Raw genomic sequence first — 15,133 nt, 5'->3', positions numbered from 1 at the left:
CCCTTTATGCCGCTTCGATACGTGACGGTTCGATCGCTTCGATCAATTCGAGATAGCGTCGTGCGGTGGTGTCGATGTTCTCCGGTTCCCGCGCATGCGCGGAAAGCCGGCGCGCCAAGGCGCCGTCTTGCGCGAGGCGGCGCATGGCAGAGGCGAGCGCCCGGGGATCGTTGGGCGCAACGGTGAGGCCGTTTGCCCCGTCCTCGATCATCTCGGCCATGCCGCCGATATTGCCGGCTATGACTGGCCGTCCGAGGGCCTGCGCCTCCTGGATGACCAGCGGCGCATTTTCCCACCAGATCGAGGGTACGATCGTGCAATCCACCGCTGCGACGAGGTCGGCGACGTCCTCACGCCGGTAGGGACCGCGCTGCTGCACGGTCGGTGCCGTTTCCTGGAACAGGCGCGTGATCTCGTCGACGAAACTCTCGCTCTGGAAGGGTGCGCCGCCGTGAACGCGCAACTCAAATTCCAGCCCCTCGGAAATGAGCTGTCGTGCCGCCTGGAGCAGTACTGCCACGCCTTTCCAGGGGTTGAGATTGCCGAAATAGCCGAAGACCGGACGATCCGAACCGATCCGGCGGGCCGCTGCCGGCGCGCCGCGAGCCGGCAGCCCGTTGGGAATGACGCTGATCCTGTCCTCCGCAAGCCCCCAATCGACGAAGCGCTGCTTGAGGAATCGGCTGGGCGATACGAACCGGTCCACGTCGCTCAAGAGGGCCTTCAGATGGCGTTCGCGCAATGTGAAACGGTCGAGCGCGATGTCCTTGAAGCAGGCATGGCATCCGTCGGGGCTCGCCCTATGGCAAAGTTCCTTGCCGCTCGTTTTCACCATCAGCCCGTCATGGTGACAGATGGGATAATAGTCGTGCAGCGTCATGACGATCCGGCACTGCGGCAGCGTTCGACGAACGATATGCGGAAACTCCGCGCCGAGCAGGAGCAGATGGTGGATATGGACGACGTCCGGCCTGAAGTCGCGCAGCAGCTCCGCAATATCCGGAACGACGCCGTAGAGGTCGATCTGACTCATGAAGAAACGGTCGAAATGTCCGGACCACAACAGCAACTCGTCCCCTGCAGGCCCGATGCCTTGAAAGCTCGTGCCTGGCCGCGCCTGGCGGTGGATCTGGTTCGTGGCTCCGAGAAAGAGCGCTTCGCAGCCTGCGCGCTTGTAGGCGCCGAACAGGTCGTGGGCGAAAATCTCCGTGCCTCCCGGGTGGAGGGCCGGATGGTTGTGAGCCGCTACGAGCACGCGCATGCTCACGCGCCGCCTCCTCGGCGTTCGGCGACGAAGATGTCCTGGTAGTGCTCCGCCTCCTTACCGCGCCAGGCGCCGAGCGCCTTCAAGGTGATTGCGAGACCGGCCCGGTCGAGGGCGCCGTCAAGAAAGCCGTCGTCGAAACCGACGGCGGCAAGGCGTGGCATGTCGGGGACGTACCAGCATGGACCGTCGCCGTCGCGGGCGAAGGAAAGCCGCGCGTCGCGCCGGCCGTTTTCGTTGGCCGCTGCGACGTGATCGACCACGAATGCGGTCATGAAGAGGCGGCCGCCGGGTTTCAGAAGCCTTCCGACCTCTCGCAGATAGACCAGGACTTCGTCCGGCGGCAGATGCGTCACGATCGATGTCATGATCACAAAATCGAAGTGACCGTCGGCATAGGGCAGCTTCAGCGCATTGCCGCTGATTTTTCCGCTCGGATTATAAAGCTCATGGGCAATATCGACACGCTGGAAGGCGAAATTCGGATAGACCGAGGTGATGAAACGGCGGCACCAGCCGATGCCGCCCTCGACCGGATCTATCCCGCTGTAGCGCCCCTTCTCGAAATCCAGATACTGGGTGAGCGGGACAGCCATGCGGCCGATGCCGCAGCCGATATCGAGAACGCGGCTTTCCGGACGCAGTCCCCCCAGCCGGATGAAGTGGCCGAGGAATTCGACGCCCACCGCCCTGAAGGAACCGTCGCCGACGAAGACACTGTCGGGATCAGGTTCGGGAAGGAAGCGGTTTCGAAGAATGCTCCCGAGCAGCGCCTCCACGCGCTCGTCGCGGGCGGGCAGTTCCGTGGCAGCTGTGTTTTCCTGGCGCAGCGCAGTCTCGCTCATGCGGCGGTCCTCGTTGCAGCGCCGATCCCGAAGAGAGCCGGCATCTCGTCGCGGCCGCCGAGATCGGTTTTCATCAATTCGGTGATGTCGTCGTTCCAGCGTTCGGTGTGCAGCCAGGAATTGTACTGGCTGGCGACCCCGCGCATATAGTCTTCGCTGCGGCGGATCGAGCGGCGCTCGAAATGATAGAGACACGCCGACGGCTCGTAGGCGATGTCATAGCCGCACCGGCGGATTTTCAGGCACAAATCGCTGTCCTCATAATCGCCGATCACATAATCCTCCGTGTATCCATCCACGAGCTCGTAGATCTCCCGGCGCGTCACCAGGCACGCACCGGTGATGCCGGGCACGCTGCGGGCAAGTTGAGCCGCCCCGTAGTCGCCGGGCATGCCCTTGTGGAAATGATGGTTGAGCCATATGCCGCGCTGGTCGCGAGCGAAGTAGAGGCCCGCGTGCTGGAGCGACCCGTCCTCGAAGATCAGCTTCGGGCCGATCGCGCCGAGGCTCCTCTGTTCCATGAGCGGCCGGATGAGCTTCTGCAGCCAGCCGGGTGCAGACGGAACGACGTCCGAGTTCAGCATGACGACGACCGAGCCGCGGGCAAAGCGCGCGCCGGCATTGCACGCCCGCGCGTAGCCGCTGTTGCGGTTCATCACAACAAGCTTCATCGGCAACCCGTGGAGGAGATGCAGTCCGCCAAGCAGATGCTCCGTCTCGTCCTGAATCTTCGGCGAATCCAGAACGTAGATGATCTCCGCATTGCTTGCGAGCCAGCGATCGGTCGCCATGCCGGAGAGCTGGAACCGCAGGAAGTCGAGAACACGGTAAAGCGGCACGACGATCGAGACCAACGGCGCCTTTTCGGGCAGGTCGTAATCCTTGGTGTAGTCGACCTTGGAAGCTCTTCCCAACCTCTGTTCCACGTCCTGCAGGGCGGGGGCAAGGATCGTCCGGAAAGCCTGGTCGATCGCGTGCTGCGGCGGGACGGCGCGCAGGATGCGGTTGCGCTGTGCCGAAGCGTCGAAGGGTTGCGGCTTCGGCACGAGCGGTTTCACAGCACCGGATGCCAGCCGCATCTGGAACCGCGGCTGGAGCAGGGCGCTCGGCGGATCGTTCGACGGCAGCCAGGCGACAAAGCCGGTCACGTCGGCTCGCGATTTTTCGTCCGCCCCGCGTGCCCAGGCGGCAAACTCGTACCAGTTGCCGTCGAGCGGTATCGCGGTGCCGTCCTCCTTGAGGTAGTCGATGCCGGCAAGAGTGGCTGTCGGATCATGGGTCCACCCCCCGGCAAGCAGACCGCCGGAAAGCGTCAATGCGAGGTCCACCTCCGCTGAAGGATGCATTGCAGACCTGCCGATCCGCCTTTCAGGGAGCGGCGACCGCAGCTGGAGGTCGACGGCTGTGGCAAGTCCACCCTCGGGTGTCGTCGAGAGCCAGCGGACGACGTATTCGCGCAGCTCCGGCGTATCGCCTCGTTCTGCCCACCAGGCCTGGAGGTTGGCGCAATGGGAGTTGCCGGAGGAGAGCTCGCGCACGGCAACGCCCCTTTTGCCGACAAGCACGAAAGACTGGGGGTATCGGGGAGAATCGACGATGAAATGGCAAGGACGAAGATTATGCTCGCGTTGGGCGCCGATCAGCGCCGGCGACGCCAGTGGCAGGATGGCGTTGGCCCCAAGGGCATAGATAGCGCTGATCTCGCCGAAGTCGGGGCTTATCGCTGTTTCGAGCAGGTATCGCCCCTGGTTGATCGGGCATGCAATCTTGGCGGGGGCCGGCCTCGATGTCAGCGCCTGAAGCGCATCCTCGATGAGGCCGATGAAGAACGGGTCCCTGGACAGACGGAACGCGCTTCGCCAAACAGTGAGCAGATTGTTCAGGAACTTGACGCAGCCCTCCGGCGTGAGTGCGGAAAACAGGTCCTCCACGTCGAGGGGCGGAAGTTCACCGACGGGCCGGAGCACGATCGTCTGAACGAAGTCGCTTTCGATGTAAATCTGTCCGCGGCGCGCTTCGTCACCCGGGCGCATGGCCCAAAGCACGCGCTGTCCACCCTCCGCAAGAGGAAGCATCGTGCTGACGAGCGGGACGGGTTGCTCCGGCATGACCAGCGTGTGTTTGGCTGCGGCCGGCAACCTGGCGCGAACGTCGGAGATCAATACAGCCACGTCGGAACCGAGCCGAAAGGCCTTCGCGTCCTCGAAAATGCCGCTGGCGCTCCGCGTACGGTCGTCAAACGTCACACGCCACTCCTCTGACTAATTCTTGGATGGTGCGCCCCACGGGAGGAGGGCAGGGCGCACCGTTCGAAGCCAATGCGGGATGATGAAAAGCCGCCTGCGGTTTTCCACCCGTGTCCCGCGTCTCAAACTATCAGTGGACAGTGAAATAGTTTTCGGGGTGGGCCTGAATGTCTTCGGCGTCGGCATTGACCAGGGTCAGCGTGTCGCCATGGCCGAGGTCGATGACGACATTGCCGCCGACCTGAGTGATACGCGAAGCGAGATCCTCGGGCGCGGTGACGTCGAGGCCGTTGATGCCCTTGGATATCTGCAGGACGTCTTCGCCGGGGGTAAAGTCGAGGATGACGTCGTTGCCGCCGCCGCCGTCGAAAACGAAGATATCGCTGCCCTGACCGCCGGCAAGAAGGTCGGACCCGGCACCGCCGTCGATGACGTCGTTGCCGGCGCCGCCGAGCAGCACGTCGTCGCCTCTGCCTCCGAGGAGGAAGTCGCTGCCGGCGCCCCCAAGGAGAATGTCGTTGCCGTTATCGCCGTAGATCAGGTCGTCACCCGATCCGCCGACCAGGATGTCATTGCCATTTTCGCCATAGAGAACGTCGGTGCCTTCGCCGCCGAACACGGTGTCGTTTCCGTTGCCGCCGAACAGCAAGTCGTCACCATCGTCGCCGAAGATGATGTCGTCCCCATTGCCTCCGTTGACGAAATCATCACCGCCATGGGCGCGAATGAAATCGTCAAAGCGGGAGCCAAAAAGGGCGTCGTCGTATGCGCCGCCTTCCAAAGTGGCCATCTGCTTCTCCTCTTCGTGGTTTGATGCATGCGTCATCGGCACGGAGCCGAGGATTGCGTGCCGGAGTGTGCACTGCAATAATTACGAACACAACACAGATGTGTAAAATAAAACGATGATAATTCGGAGGAAAGGCGGCGTCTTAAACATAACTCGACCATGTGCCAATATTGGCACAATATAATTTTAGGAGTAATTCTGACGAGAATGCGGACAAAGCACTTCAAAATTTAAAGTAATTTACGACGCCAGGAGATATCAAGCGTTAGACAGATCAGTCCTCCCGAAACGCCCGGTTGAAACTGTCGGAGACCGGGGCGACGAGGTAGTCGATTGCCGAACGCGATTTGTGCACGATCAGCACTTCCGCGGGCATGCCGGGATAGAGGCGGATGTCCGGGTTGGCGGCGAGCGATTCAGGCGCCACCTCTGCCCGTGCGACGAAATAGGCGACGTTGGACTTCTCATCCACCGATTGGTCCGCCGCGATATAGGTTACCTTGCCTTCCAGGGGCAGGTGCGAGCGCTGGTTATAGGCCGTCAGGCGGATTTGCGTACTGGAGCCGATCGTTATGCTGTCGATGTCACGTGTGCTGACATGCATCTCGACAAGCAGCGGTTCGTCCTCGGGAACGATGTCGAGAAGCGGCTGACCGGGGGTGACGGCACTGCCCGGCGTCCGCAGCTGAATGTTGGCGACGATACCGGCCTGGGGGGCGCGGATTTCCAGGCGGCGAAGCACGTCCTCGGCGGCGGTGATGCGCTGCTCGACTTCCGCAAGTTCGAGGCGCGCCGTGGTGATCTCTCCGGCGATCTCCGATTGGAAATCGGATTCGATCCCGATGAGCGCAAGCTCGGCCCCCGCCATCGCCTTTTCCGCCTGGGCCTTGTCGCCAGCGAGTTCGCCGCGGGTCGCGGCGAGCTCGCTGAGCCGTGCGTCGATTTCGATGAGTTTCGAGCGCTGGGCGAAGGCTTTTTCGACAAGGGTCGCGATAGCGGTCCGCTGCTCGTTCATCAGCTCGATCTGCCTGTCGGTCGCCTGAAGCTGGGCTGCGAGAGACTTCGCCTTCTCCGAATATTCCTCGATCGTCTTTCGCTGGATTGCCAGACGGCCCTCCTTGGCCTCGCTCCGCTTCTCGAAAAACGCGTTTTCCGCCGTTACCGCATCCGCGGCAGCCTCGCCCTTGGAGACAAGATCGGCCGGGAAGCTCACCGCCTGCAGTCCCGCCCGCTCGGCCCGCAGCCGCGCCAGTTTTGCGATCAGACCGACACGGCGGCTTTGCAGCGCCTCCAGGTCGGAGCGGGCGCGCGTATCCTCGAGCTTCATCAGCGGCTGGCCGGGCGCCACATGATCTCCCTCCTGAACCAGGATCCGGCCGAGCACGCCGCCCTCGAAATGGCTGACCGTCTTGCGCTTCGAATCGACGACGATCGTTCCGCTGGTGACCGAAGCACTGCTGAGCTCCGTCGAGAACGCCCAACCGAAGAAACCGCCGAAAGCGACGAGGATCGTCGTCAACCCGGCGATGACGAGGCGTCGGATCGGCGAATGCGTGTTGTCTTCCGAAAGGTCCGGCGCCGGCATTGGCGCGGAGAGACGAGCCGGCGCGGCCATCGGCAGGCGGCGTTCCGGGCTCTCAGCCTTCACGGGCGGCTGCAGGTCCAGGCGAACCGGCAGGATCTTTTCCTTGTTCATAAAGCGGTACCTTCGCGTCTTGTTTCGCCGGGCATCATGGTCGCCACGACATCCGTTCGCGGGCCGAACTGGCTGATGCGGCCGCCTTCCAGCACGAGCAGCTTATCGGCCACCTGCATGATGGCCGGCCGGTGGGCAATCAGAATGACGATGGCGCCGTCGCTGCGCGCCTCGTCGATCGCGCGGATGAGGGCGCGCTCGCCGAGGGCATCGAGATTGGCGTTGGGCTCGTCGAGGACGAGCAGGCGTGGCCGGCCGTAAAGGCAGCGCGCCAGCGCGATGCGCTGCCTTTGCCCGCCGGAAAGCGTCAGATGACCATCGCCCACCGGCGTATCATATCCGAGCGGCAGTCGTCCGATCATGTCGTGGACGTCGGCGAGCCGCGCCGCCTCGAGCACCTTGTAGGGATCGCTCTCCGCCATCCGGGCGATATTTTCACGGATGGTTCCTTCGAGAAGGGAAACCGATTGCGGCAGATAACCCGCGATCTGTCCGAAAGAGCTCCGTTCCCAGAGGTAGACGTTGTTGCCGTCGAGGAAGACGCCGCCGGCCGTGGGCTTCAGAATGCCGACCAGAAGCCGCGCCAGCGTGGACTTGCCCGCCGCGGAAGGGCCGACGATTCCAAGCACCTCGCCGGGTGAGAGCGAGAAGTTGATGCCCTTGATGATCGGCACGTCGATGCCCGGTACCGCGTAGACCAGCTTGTCGACGACGAGGTCGCCTTCGGAGCGCGGCGTCGGCATGGTCTGGCGAACGGCAAGGTCTTCCTTCAGTGCCGTTTCGACGCGACGCCAGCTTGCGACCGCCAACACCCATTGGCGCCAGTTCTCGATGACGGAATCGAACGGCAGCAGAAGGCGGCCCACGAGAATGGTGGTCGCCATCATTGCGCCCGGCGAGATCTCCTGCCTCATCACCAGCAGGGCACCCGTGCCCAGCGACGCCACCTGGATGGCGAAGCGCAGCGAACGGGTGATCGAGGCCATCGCCCTGCTTCTGATCCCACTGGCCTCCAGCACGCTGAGCGCGTGCAGTTGCGCGGCGCGCCATTTGTGGGCGAGCGCCGGCAACATTCCCATGGCTTCGATGGCCTCGGCGTGACGTAATGTCGCACCGATTTTCGACACTGCCTCAATATTAGCCTGGCTTGCCTCTTTCATGAGCTGGCGCGTCAGAAGGTCGTTGAGAAGGCCGCAACAGACGAGTACGACGACGGAGATCGCACCGATCAGCCCGAAGAGGGGGTGCAGCAGGAATAGAACGCCCAGAAAGATGGGCGACCAGGCGGCGTCGAGGGGGCGCTCACCGCCGAAGAGGTGAGGAAGCCGCGCAGCTCGGTAAGGTCGCGCAGGGACTGCGTCGCGCGCGCAAGTCCCTGATCGGCCGAGGCCTGGACGGCGGCGGTCAGGACCGGCAGGTTCAGCCAGCGGACCACGGCGCTGCCCATGGCCTGAAAGGTGAGGGCGCGAATGTAGTCGAGCACGCCCAGAACGATCAGCGCACCCAGGGCGAGAATCGTCAGCATGACGAGCGTATCCATGCTCTGGCTGTTCAACACCCTGTCATGCACCTGCATCATATAGAGGGGCATTGTGAGCTGGAGGAGGTTGATGCAGGCGCTGAGCAGGGCTGCATAAAGAAGCGTCACCACGAACACACGCCGGGCCCGCAGAACCAGGAGCTTCGGCGCGATTGTTCCGTTTTGCGCCGGTGTTGGCCGACTGGAGCCCTTGCTAATCAAACGATTTCGAACAGTATCACGCATGTGGCGATCTTCTAATTAGCGCATTCGCGGGTTTCATGGGGCGATCTGGTCCAGATTCACTCAAATCACAGTATTGTTGCGATAAGTGTGACACAATAAACATCGCCAGCTCAAGAGCACCCAATTTCGGGGCAGGGGTGCTGTGAAATTTACTTCAAGTTTTGAAGTAAATTCCGGAATTGGAAGTACGTTCCCAATGGAGAGAGGGATGAACCACAGGATACTCTATCCGTTCGCAGACTTTGGAGACACTGTTGCAATCCTTCCCGCGAATGAAACGCAGCGGAAAGGCCTCGATACCTCTGTAGACGATCGTGACGGAGATGATTCGCTCGTCACCTATTTCGAGCTGGCCCGGGTGATGGAGCGCGCAAGCCGCCGGTTTTCCGGCCTGTTGCGTGCGGAACTGACGAAACTCGGGGTCGAAGATATCGGTCCCGCGCAGGCGATGGTTCTTCTGGCCATAGGCGAGGCGGAACTCTCGGTGGGAGAGCTTCTGGACCGGGGCCACTATGTGGGTTCGAACATTTCCTATTATCTGAAGCAGCTTGCCGACGGCGACTACATCGACCGGATCGCATCGCAGCGTGACAAGCGTTCGGCCCGCATCCGGCTTTCAGAGAAAGGCAGGCAGCTTTGCACCGGCCTGCGACAGGCCGCCAAGGGCTACGAACGCGCCCTCAGCCATGGCGATCAGGACCGGCGGAATCTGGAGACCGCTTTCCAGACACTGCACCGCCTCGAACTCGTCTGGGGGAATGCCGCACGCTACGGCATCTGACGCTCCATCACTGCATGTTCCTCAAAGCGCAACCGAGCAAGGGCGGTAACATGCAGGAAACCCAAGTGTTGCAACGAGCTTTGCGCGTCCGTTCGGACGCGCGGCGCTGCAGGTGTGATCGATCACTGACAGGTGGCTTATGAAGATGCATGTAGCATTCGTACACCGCCGTGGGTTCGGCCAGTTCGCCGCCCTGGCAAGACATCTGGCTGAGGCGGGGAACGAGGTGACGCTCGTGACGGAGACCGTGGACCAGCGGATACCTTCCGTCCGGGTCGTACGGCATCGGGCGGAACCCGGTCCGCAACCGAATCCCCAGATAGCGCGCCATCTTGCCGTTCCCGACCATCATGTGCGGATCGGGCACAGGGTAGCGGAAACCTTCGAGGCGATGGGCCGCCTTGGACAGACCCCCGACATCGTTCTCGGCCATATAGGCTGGGGCAGCATGATGTTCGTGAAGGATGTCCTGCCGCGCGTGCCGGCACTCGGCTATTGCGAATTTTTCTATCGGTCGGATGGGGCGGATGTCGGCTTCGCGCCGGACGACCGCCCCGACCCGGAGACGCGAAAACGCTTGCGCCTCCGCAACATCGCGCAGCTGCTGTCGCTGGAGGCGATGGATGGCGGTATCAGCCCGACCAATTGGCAGAAGAGCCTCTATCCAGCCGACGCGCGGCAACGAATCGCCGTTTGCCATGAGGGGGTGGACACGCGCCGTTTCCGCCCCGACCCGGCGGCTTCGCTGAAGCTGCCGGACGGGCGCGTCCTCAAGGCCGGCGATCCCGTCGTCACTTTCGTGGCACGGGACCTCGAGCCCTACCGGGGCTTTCCCAAGGCGCTGGAGGCGGCGGCGAAGGTCGTCCGGCGGCATCCGGACGCGCTGTTCGTCTTCGTCGGCGGCGATGGGGTGAGTTACGGCGCGCCGCCCCCTGGCGGGGGATCGTGGAAGGAGCATCTGCTTGCGTCTCTGGATGTCCCGCGCGAAAGGCTCATCTTCCCCGGCGTCGTGCCGCATTCCGTGCTGCGTCAGCTCTTTCAGATATCCGCGGCGCATCTCTACCTCACCTATCCATTCGTGCTTTCCTGGTCGGTGCTGGAGGCAATGGCCTGCGGCGCTCTTGTCATCGGCTCCGATACCGCGCCGGTTCAGGAAGTCATCCGCTCCGGCCGCAACGGTCTTCTCGTTCCGTTCTTCGATACGGATGCGCTCGCCGAGACGATCGTCGGGGCATTGAACCGCCCGGACAACTTTCGCGAACTGCGCGGCGCCGCGCGCAGAACGGTCGAGCAGAGGTTCCGGTTGGACGACTGCCTCGCACGTCAGTTGACGCTGATCGGCAACCTCACCGGTCGAAATGCTGCGCAAGCGAAAGAAACGCAGTTTGTCTGAATATTGCTTCAATTTTTGAAGTATAAATACCGGGTAAAACCCCAAGAATCTATTGTTGTGCACTGCGGAATCCACGGATATGGTTCGCTCCGTGAGGTTCTGGGGGCAAGAATATTTCCAGGCCATCAATTTCATCTTCTGGATAAATCGATTTATTCTGGGGTCGCTGCGTGCAAGAGTTGATGTCTTCTAACGTGAGGCAGTCGCCGGCGAAGCGAAGGCTCGTTGTGGCGTCCGGTCTGGACCGGGAAAATTTCGAAGGGAGCGACATCGAGCATCTGGTGCATTTTCTCGATCCGGATGCAGCTTCGCGATCCCCCCTGCAGAACGCCTTTCCTCTGATCGCGCTTGCCTTCTCGGATGAGGGTGAGGCCGATCTGCGGGAGGCGCTTGCGTCGATCAATGCTCTTGGCACCATTCCCGAAATACCGCTCCAGCGGATCGACGTGGGCGGTAAGGCGGAGAGCCTTGCGCTCGTGCAGTCGCTGGTGGAGGGTGGAGTGGGCCGGCTCTCCCGCTTCACGTCGTCGGTAACCGCCGAGCTCGCCATTCTCCGGCGTGAGCGGGAAACGCTGCTCGAAAATTACCGCGCGCTGGAGGATGCCTTTCAGGCCCGCAACTGGGAGCCGGTCGCGGAGATATTCGCCCATGATCCTTATGCCGACCCGAAGGACGAGGGCATCGGGCAGCTCCTTGCGACCGGATGTGTCGAGCAGCTTCTTCCGGTCTCCAGTCTTGGCGTGGCGGGGATCGCGCTGCACCTTCATTCCGTGCCCAGGGACGGCGGCGAGCTGGTCGTCATGCTGGGCTATGTCGAGAACGGCGAGGGCGTGGCCGAATGGACCGTCCCCTATGCGCAGCTCGCGGCAAACTGGAATTTCCTCGCCCTGCCACGCGCTTGCGGCGGCGCAGCGAGAACGCTGCGGCTCAGAATCTCCACGACCGGCACGGAGACTGTAGGGCTTTCACTCGGCTATCCAATCGCGAGCGAGCGGTACACGGCCAGATCGGAAACCCCGCATCCTGATCTCGATCTCCGGCCCCTGGCGTTCCGCGTCTTTACGGGACTGCCCGGCGTCAAACCGACGCGCATGCCGAACATGATCGCTCCCACCGCCTTGCTCGAGGGCCATTTCATCGAGGACTATCGCGTGGCGGTCGAATTGCTGAGCCAGATCGTCGACGTATCGGTCACGCCGGTCGTTCCCGAGTTCCAGACCGTCCGCTTCCTCGAACACGAGAATGCGGTCGTTTGCCACCCGCTGCCGAGCGGAATCTCCGCCGGCACGATCGGCCGCGCCGTGGAACCCGGCACCATCTCCTTCTCCGCAAGCGCGATCATCGATCACCCGAAGGGCGCACCCGCGGCCGTGAGCTTCCTGCTCGCTCCGGCGAACTCCAATGCGCGCTCGGAAGTGGCGGAGCTCGCACGCAAGGGGGCTGCCAAGCCGTCGGCTTTCTTCAGCGGCTGGCGCGAGGTCACCGCCGAGCAGGCGGTCAACGTGAACTTTCAATTGGACAAGCCCGTGCGTGAGCCGATGGACCTCATGATCCTCAGCCGAGCGGTGACGGATACGGTGGATTTCTCCTGGCTCAAGGTCTCCGGCTTCCGATTGGTAAAGCAGTCCGCAGGGGCGTCCAATGTCCGGAAATAAGGAAAACTCGGACCTGATCGTGGTGGCAATGCCGCTTTATGGCCATGCGGCCCTCGTCCTGGAGGCGATCGAGTCCGTGCTTGCTTCGAAGCTTGCCGGGTGCAGGGTGGCAGTCGTGGTGTCCGTCGATGGTGATCCGCGGCAGGAGACATTCGATCAATTGCTGCTCTATGCGGCGGCCCATCCTGCGGTTCATGTGCTTTTTGGGGCCAATGCCGGGCCGGGCGGGGCGCGCAATCGCGCGATCGACTACGTGCTCGCGAATTTGCCGGAAGCCGAGGCGGTCTATTTTCTCGACGCCGACAATCGCGTCTTGCCCGGGACCATCGAGACTCTCTACCGGCAACTGCGCGCCAGCGGCTGCGGCTGGATCTATACCAATATCGACACGTTCTCGGTGAGTTGGCGCGCTCATTACGGCAATCGCTACTCGCGGCTCCTGCACTGCGTCACGGACAATATTTGCGACACCGGCTCGATGATCTCGATCGACGTGTTCCGGGCGGGGGTCCGCTTCGACGACGACAGGCAAAACGGTTTCGAGGATTGGGAATTCTGGCTGTCCTGCATCGAGCAGGGCTTCGTGGGGCGCCGTGCCACGACACGACCTTCGAATACCGGCTGAGGGCGGAAAGCCGCTTCAAGGAGGCGAATCGCGATCGCGCCGCCTCGGTGAGCTTCCTCAGAAAGCGTCACCGTGCGCTGTTCCAGCGGCCAATGCTGGTCGATTTCGAGCACGAGGAATGCCCGCGCTATCTTTTCGCACGGACGGAAGATGCTGCCATTTCGTTCTTCACGGATCCGACCAAAACGGCCAAGCGGCTTCGTCTCGACGATATCATTCCAGCCTTCTGGGCGAGCATCGGCGAGCCGGACAACGTTCACTTCCCGCCCTTCCTGATCGCCGGAAGCGGCGCCACGCTTGACCTGCTGCTGCGCTCACGGATGCTGCCGAACGTGCTCTCGCACCTGGAGCGCCTGAGCGAGAAGGCGAACGTGGTCTTCGTCCAGCTTGGCAACGATGCGGCGCAGCGCAAGATCGAGCCGGTCTTCCTGGAGGCGGGCGCCCAGCACAACGCGCCGGCCGACCTCATCTTCCTGTCCACTTCGCTCGTGCGCGACGTCATTCACAACAAGGCGCTGGACTGGTTTGCCTCCATCGGCAACCAGCAGGTATGGCCGACATCGGCAATTCTGAAAGTCCGCTTCCCTTTCCCGAGAAGCCTGCCCCGACGCTCGCTCATCACGCCCCAGCAGGTGATGATCAACTGCGTCAACGCCATCGCGACCAGTCCGCTGCGGCGGACCGCCGGCAAACGCTGGACCTGGCGTCCGGCACGGCTCGTTCCCTATTCCGACCTCCACAAGGCGCTTCGCCACGAGATCGGTGGCTCGCCGGTGTTGCCGCTCGGTCATAGCGAGGGGGGCAGGAAGACCGCAGCCCTGCTTGTTCCGAATGCATCCTTCGGCGGCGCCGAAAAGGTCGTATATGCGGCCTCGCGCGAGCTGAAGGCCGCCGGCTACGAGACCCATCTCTTCGTGCTCGGCACATCCAGGATGGATGTGATCGACGAGTTCGATCAGAGCTTCGACTATATTCACTTCTGGGACCAGGGCATTCCCGCCTGGGGTGGCTCCGGCTCTTTCCTGGGGCAGGACTTCATCGCCGAGGGCCACGACGTCGATTGGGCCGCGCTCAAGGGTCAGCTTTCCGGCTTCGACCTCGTGATCAACAATCACGTCATGGCGGTGCATCCGCTTATCGCACGGTTGCGCTCTGAGGGCACGCGCACGGCCTGCTACCTTCACGTGGTCGACAATACCGGCTTCAAAAGGCCCGCCGGCCAGCCCTTCGCGGCGATAGCCCACGAGCATTGCTACGATGCCTTCCTGACCTGCTCGGAGCAACTCAAGATCTATCTGCACAGCTTCGGCGTTCCCTATGAAAAGATCTTCGCCGTCCCCAACGGCGCGAGCTTCTCCGTGCCGCCCAAGGTGCTCGCGGAGGTGCTGTCGGTCAGGCGCATCGAACGCAAGGACGATCGGCTTCGGGTCCTCTATATGGGCCGGCTCGATCAGCAGAAGGGGATCGACCGTCTCGCTGCGGCGTTCGCCGAATTGCGGGCTTCGCGCGTGCCTTTCGATGCCCGGGCGATCGGCGGGGAAATCCTCGCGGATGCCACCTTGTCGTGGACGGATCGCCTGAGGGACCTCGGCGTCGAGGTGCGCCCGCCGGTCTTCGCAACCAAGGATCTGATCAAGGCACTCGGTTGGGCGGATGTCCTTCTGATGCCGTCGCGCTGGGAGGGCGCTCCCTTGATGATCGCCGAGGCGCAGCAGCTCGGCTGCGTGCCGATCGCGACGTCGGTCGGTGCCGTCGACGAACTCATAACCGACGGCGAGGACGGCATCCTCATCGAGGCCGCCGCCGATCCGCAGGTGGTCCGGGACATGGCAAAGGCCATCGAGGAGGTGGCCCACAACCGTCAGATGCTCGCCCCCTCATGGAGGGGTGCCTGAGAACGGCGGCACGCCGCTCATGGACGTCCTCTTTCTCCGAGTTCCTCGGCTGGTGCGACCGTTCCGTGAACAATTCGTCGCTTTCGCGCGCAACGGTCATCCGTGGGCGCGAAGCATCCAATCCCGGAGTTGCGGCCGTGGGCTGAGGCCCCGCCGGTTTCAAGAAGAAGGGTCGATT

General features: G+C 62.7%; 8 protein-coding genes and 2 pseudogenes. 4 read left to right on the top strand and 6 right to left on the bottom strand.

What is annotated here, in order from left to right; genetic code table 11:
* Window positions 1-4: 4 nt before the first annotated feature.
* The 6 genes and pseudogenes from N0Q91_RS30860 to N0Q91_RS30835 form a co-directional block, all read right to left on the bottom strand.
* Window positions 5-1,267 carry a glycosyltransferase family 4 protein gene (locus N0Q91_RS30860; protein WP_275599167.1) on the bottom strand — a complete coding sequence of 421 codons (1,263 nt, stop codon included), beginning with the start codon at window positions 1,265-1,267 and terminating at the stop codon, window positions 5-7.
* Window positions 1,264-2,109 carry a class I SAM-dependent methyltransferase gene (locus tag N0Q91_RS30855; RefSeq protein ID WP_275599166.1) on the bottom strand — a complete coding sequence of 282 codons (846 nt, stop codon included), beginning with the start codon at window positions 2,107-2,109 and terminating at the stop codon, window positions 1,264-1,266. The genes N0Q91_RS30860 and N0Q91_RS30855 overlap by 4 nt, the downstream gene beginning before the upstream one ends.
* A complete protein-coding gene (locus N0Q91_RS30850) occupies window positions 2,106-4,355 on the bottom strand; it encodes a glycosyltransferase family 2 protein (RefSeq protein WP_275599165.1) in 2,250 nt (749 codons plus the stop codon). The genes N0Q91_RS30855 and N0Q91_RS30850 overlap by 4 nt, the downstream gene beginning before the upstream one ends.
* Before the next feature lie 130 nt (window positions 4,356-4,485).
* On the bottom strand, window positions 4,486-5,145 hold the full coding sequence (locus N0Q91_RS30845) for a calcium-binding protein (RefSeq protein ID WP_018098856.1): 660 nt from the start codon (window positions 5,143-5,145) through the stop codon (window positions 4,486-4,488).
* 274 nt (window positions 5,146-5,419) lie between these two features.
* Window positions 5,420-6,841 (bottom strand): HlyD family type I secretion periplasmic adaptor subunit, encoded by a 1,422-nt coding sequence (locus N0Q91_RS30840; RefSeq protein ID WP_275599164.1) that lies wholly within the window; start codon window positions 6,839-6,841, stop codon window positions 5,420-5,422.
* Window positions 6,838-8,606: pseudogene (locus tag N0Q91_RS30835) on the bottom strand (type I secretion system permease/ATPase). The gene N0Q91_RS30840 and the pseudogene N0Q91_RS30835 overlap by 4 nt, the downstream one beginning before the upstream one ends.
* A 208-nt stretch (window positions 8,607-8,814) precedes the next feature.
* On the opposite strand from N0Q91_RS30835, the gene N0Q91_RS30830 reads away from it, so the two are divergent.
* From N0Q91_RS30830 to N0Q91_RS30815, 4 genes and pseudogenes are all read left to right on the top strand, one after another.
* Complete coding sequence (locus N0Q91_RS30830) at window positions 8,815-9,387, top strand: MarR family transcriptional regulator (RefSeq protein ID WP_018098853.1); 573 nt, start codon at window positions 8,815-8,817, stop codon at window positions 9,385-9,387.
* 139 nt (window positions 9,388-9,526) lie between these two features.
* The gene (locus N0Q91_RS30825; protein WP_275599163.1) at window positions 9,527-10,780 is read left to right on the top strand and encodes a glycosyltransferase family 4 protein; all 1,254 of its coding nucleotides are present in this window, start codon (window positions 9,527-9,529) and stop codon (window positions 10,778-10,780) included.
* Between the two features lie 182 nt (window positions 10,781-10,962).
* A complete protein-coding gene (locus N0Q91_RS30820) occupies window positions 10,963-12,435 on the top strand; it encodes a DUF6212 domain-containing protein (protein WP_275599162.1) in 1,473 nt (490 codons plus the stop codon).
* Window positions 12,422-15,101 (top strand): annotated as a pseudogene (locus tag N0Q91_RS30815) (glycosyltransferase). Before N0Q91_RS30820 ends, N0Q91_RS30815 begins: the two are co-directional and overlap by 14 nt.
* The last annotated feature ends 32 nt before the right edge of the window (window positions 15,102-15,133 follow it).

The sequence above is a fragment of the Sinorhizobium prairiense genome (genome assembly GCF_029201645.2).
GTDB classification, from domain to species: Bacteria; Pseudomonadota; Alphaproteobacteria; order Rhizobiales; family Rhizobiaceae; genus Sinorhizobium; species Sinorhizobium meliloti_A.
The sequence above is the reverse complement of the archived record's forward strand: the minus strand, read 5'-3'. Positions and strand labels throughout refer to the sequence as shown.

Bases quoted from the DNA above. Each gene is read 5' to 3' on its own strand.
- N0Q91_RS30840 (WP_275599164.1), bottom strand. From the start codon at position 6,841: ATGAACAAGGAAAAGATCCTGCCGGTTCGCCTGGACCTGCAGCCGCCC.
- N0Q91_RS30855 (WP_275599166.1), bottom strand. From the start codon at position 2,109: ATGAGCGAGACTGCGCTGCGCCAGGAAAACACAGCTGCCACGGAACTG.
- N0Q91_RS30825 (WP_275599163.1), top strand. From the start codon at position 9,527: ATGAAGATGCATGTAGCATTCGTACACCGCCGTGGGTTCGGCCAGTTC.
- N0Q91_RS30845 (WP_018098856.1), bottom strand. From the start codon at position 5,145: ATGGCCACTTTGGAAGGCGGCGCATACGACGACGCCCTTTTTGGCTCC.
- N0Q91_RS30830 (WP_018098853.1), top strand. From the start codon at position 8,815: ATGAACCACAGGATACTCTATCCGTTCGCAGACTTTGGAGACACTGTT.
- N0Q91_RS30820 (WP_275599162.1), top strand. From the start codon at position 10,963: ATGTCTTCTAACGTGAGGCAGTCGCCGGCGAAGCGAAGGCTCGTTGTG.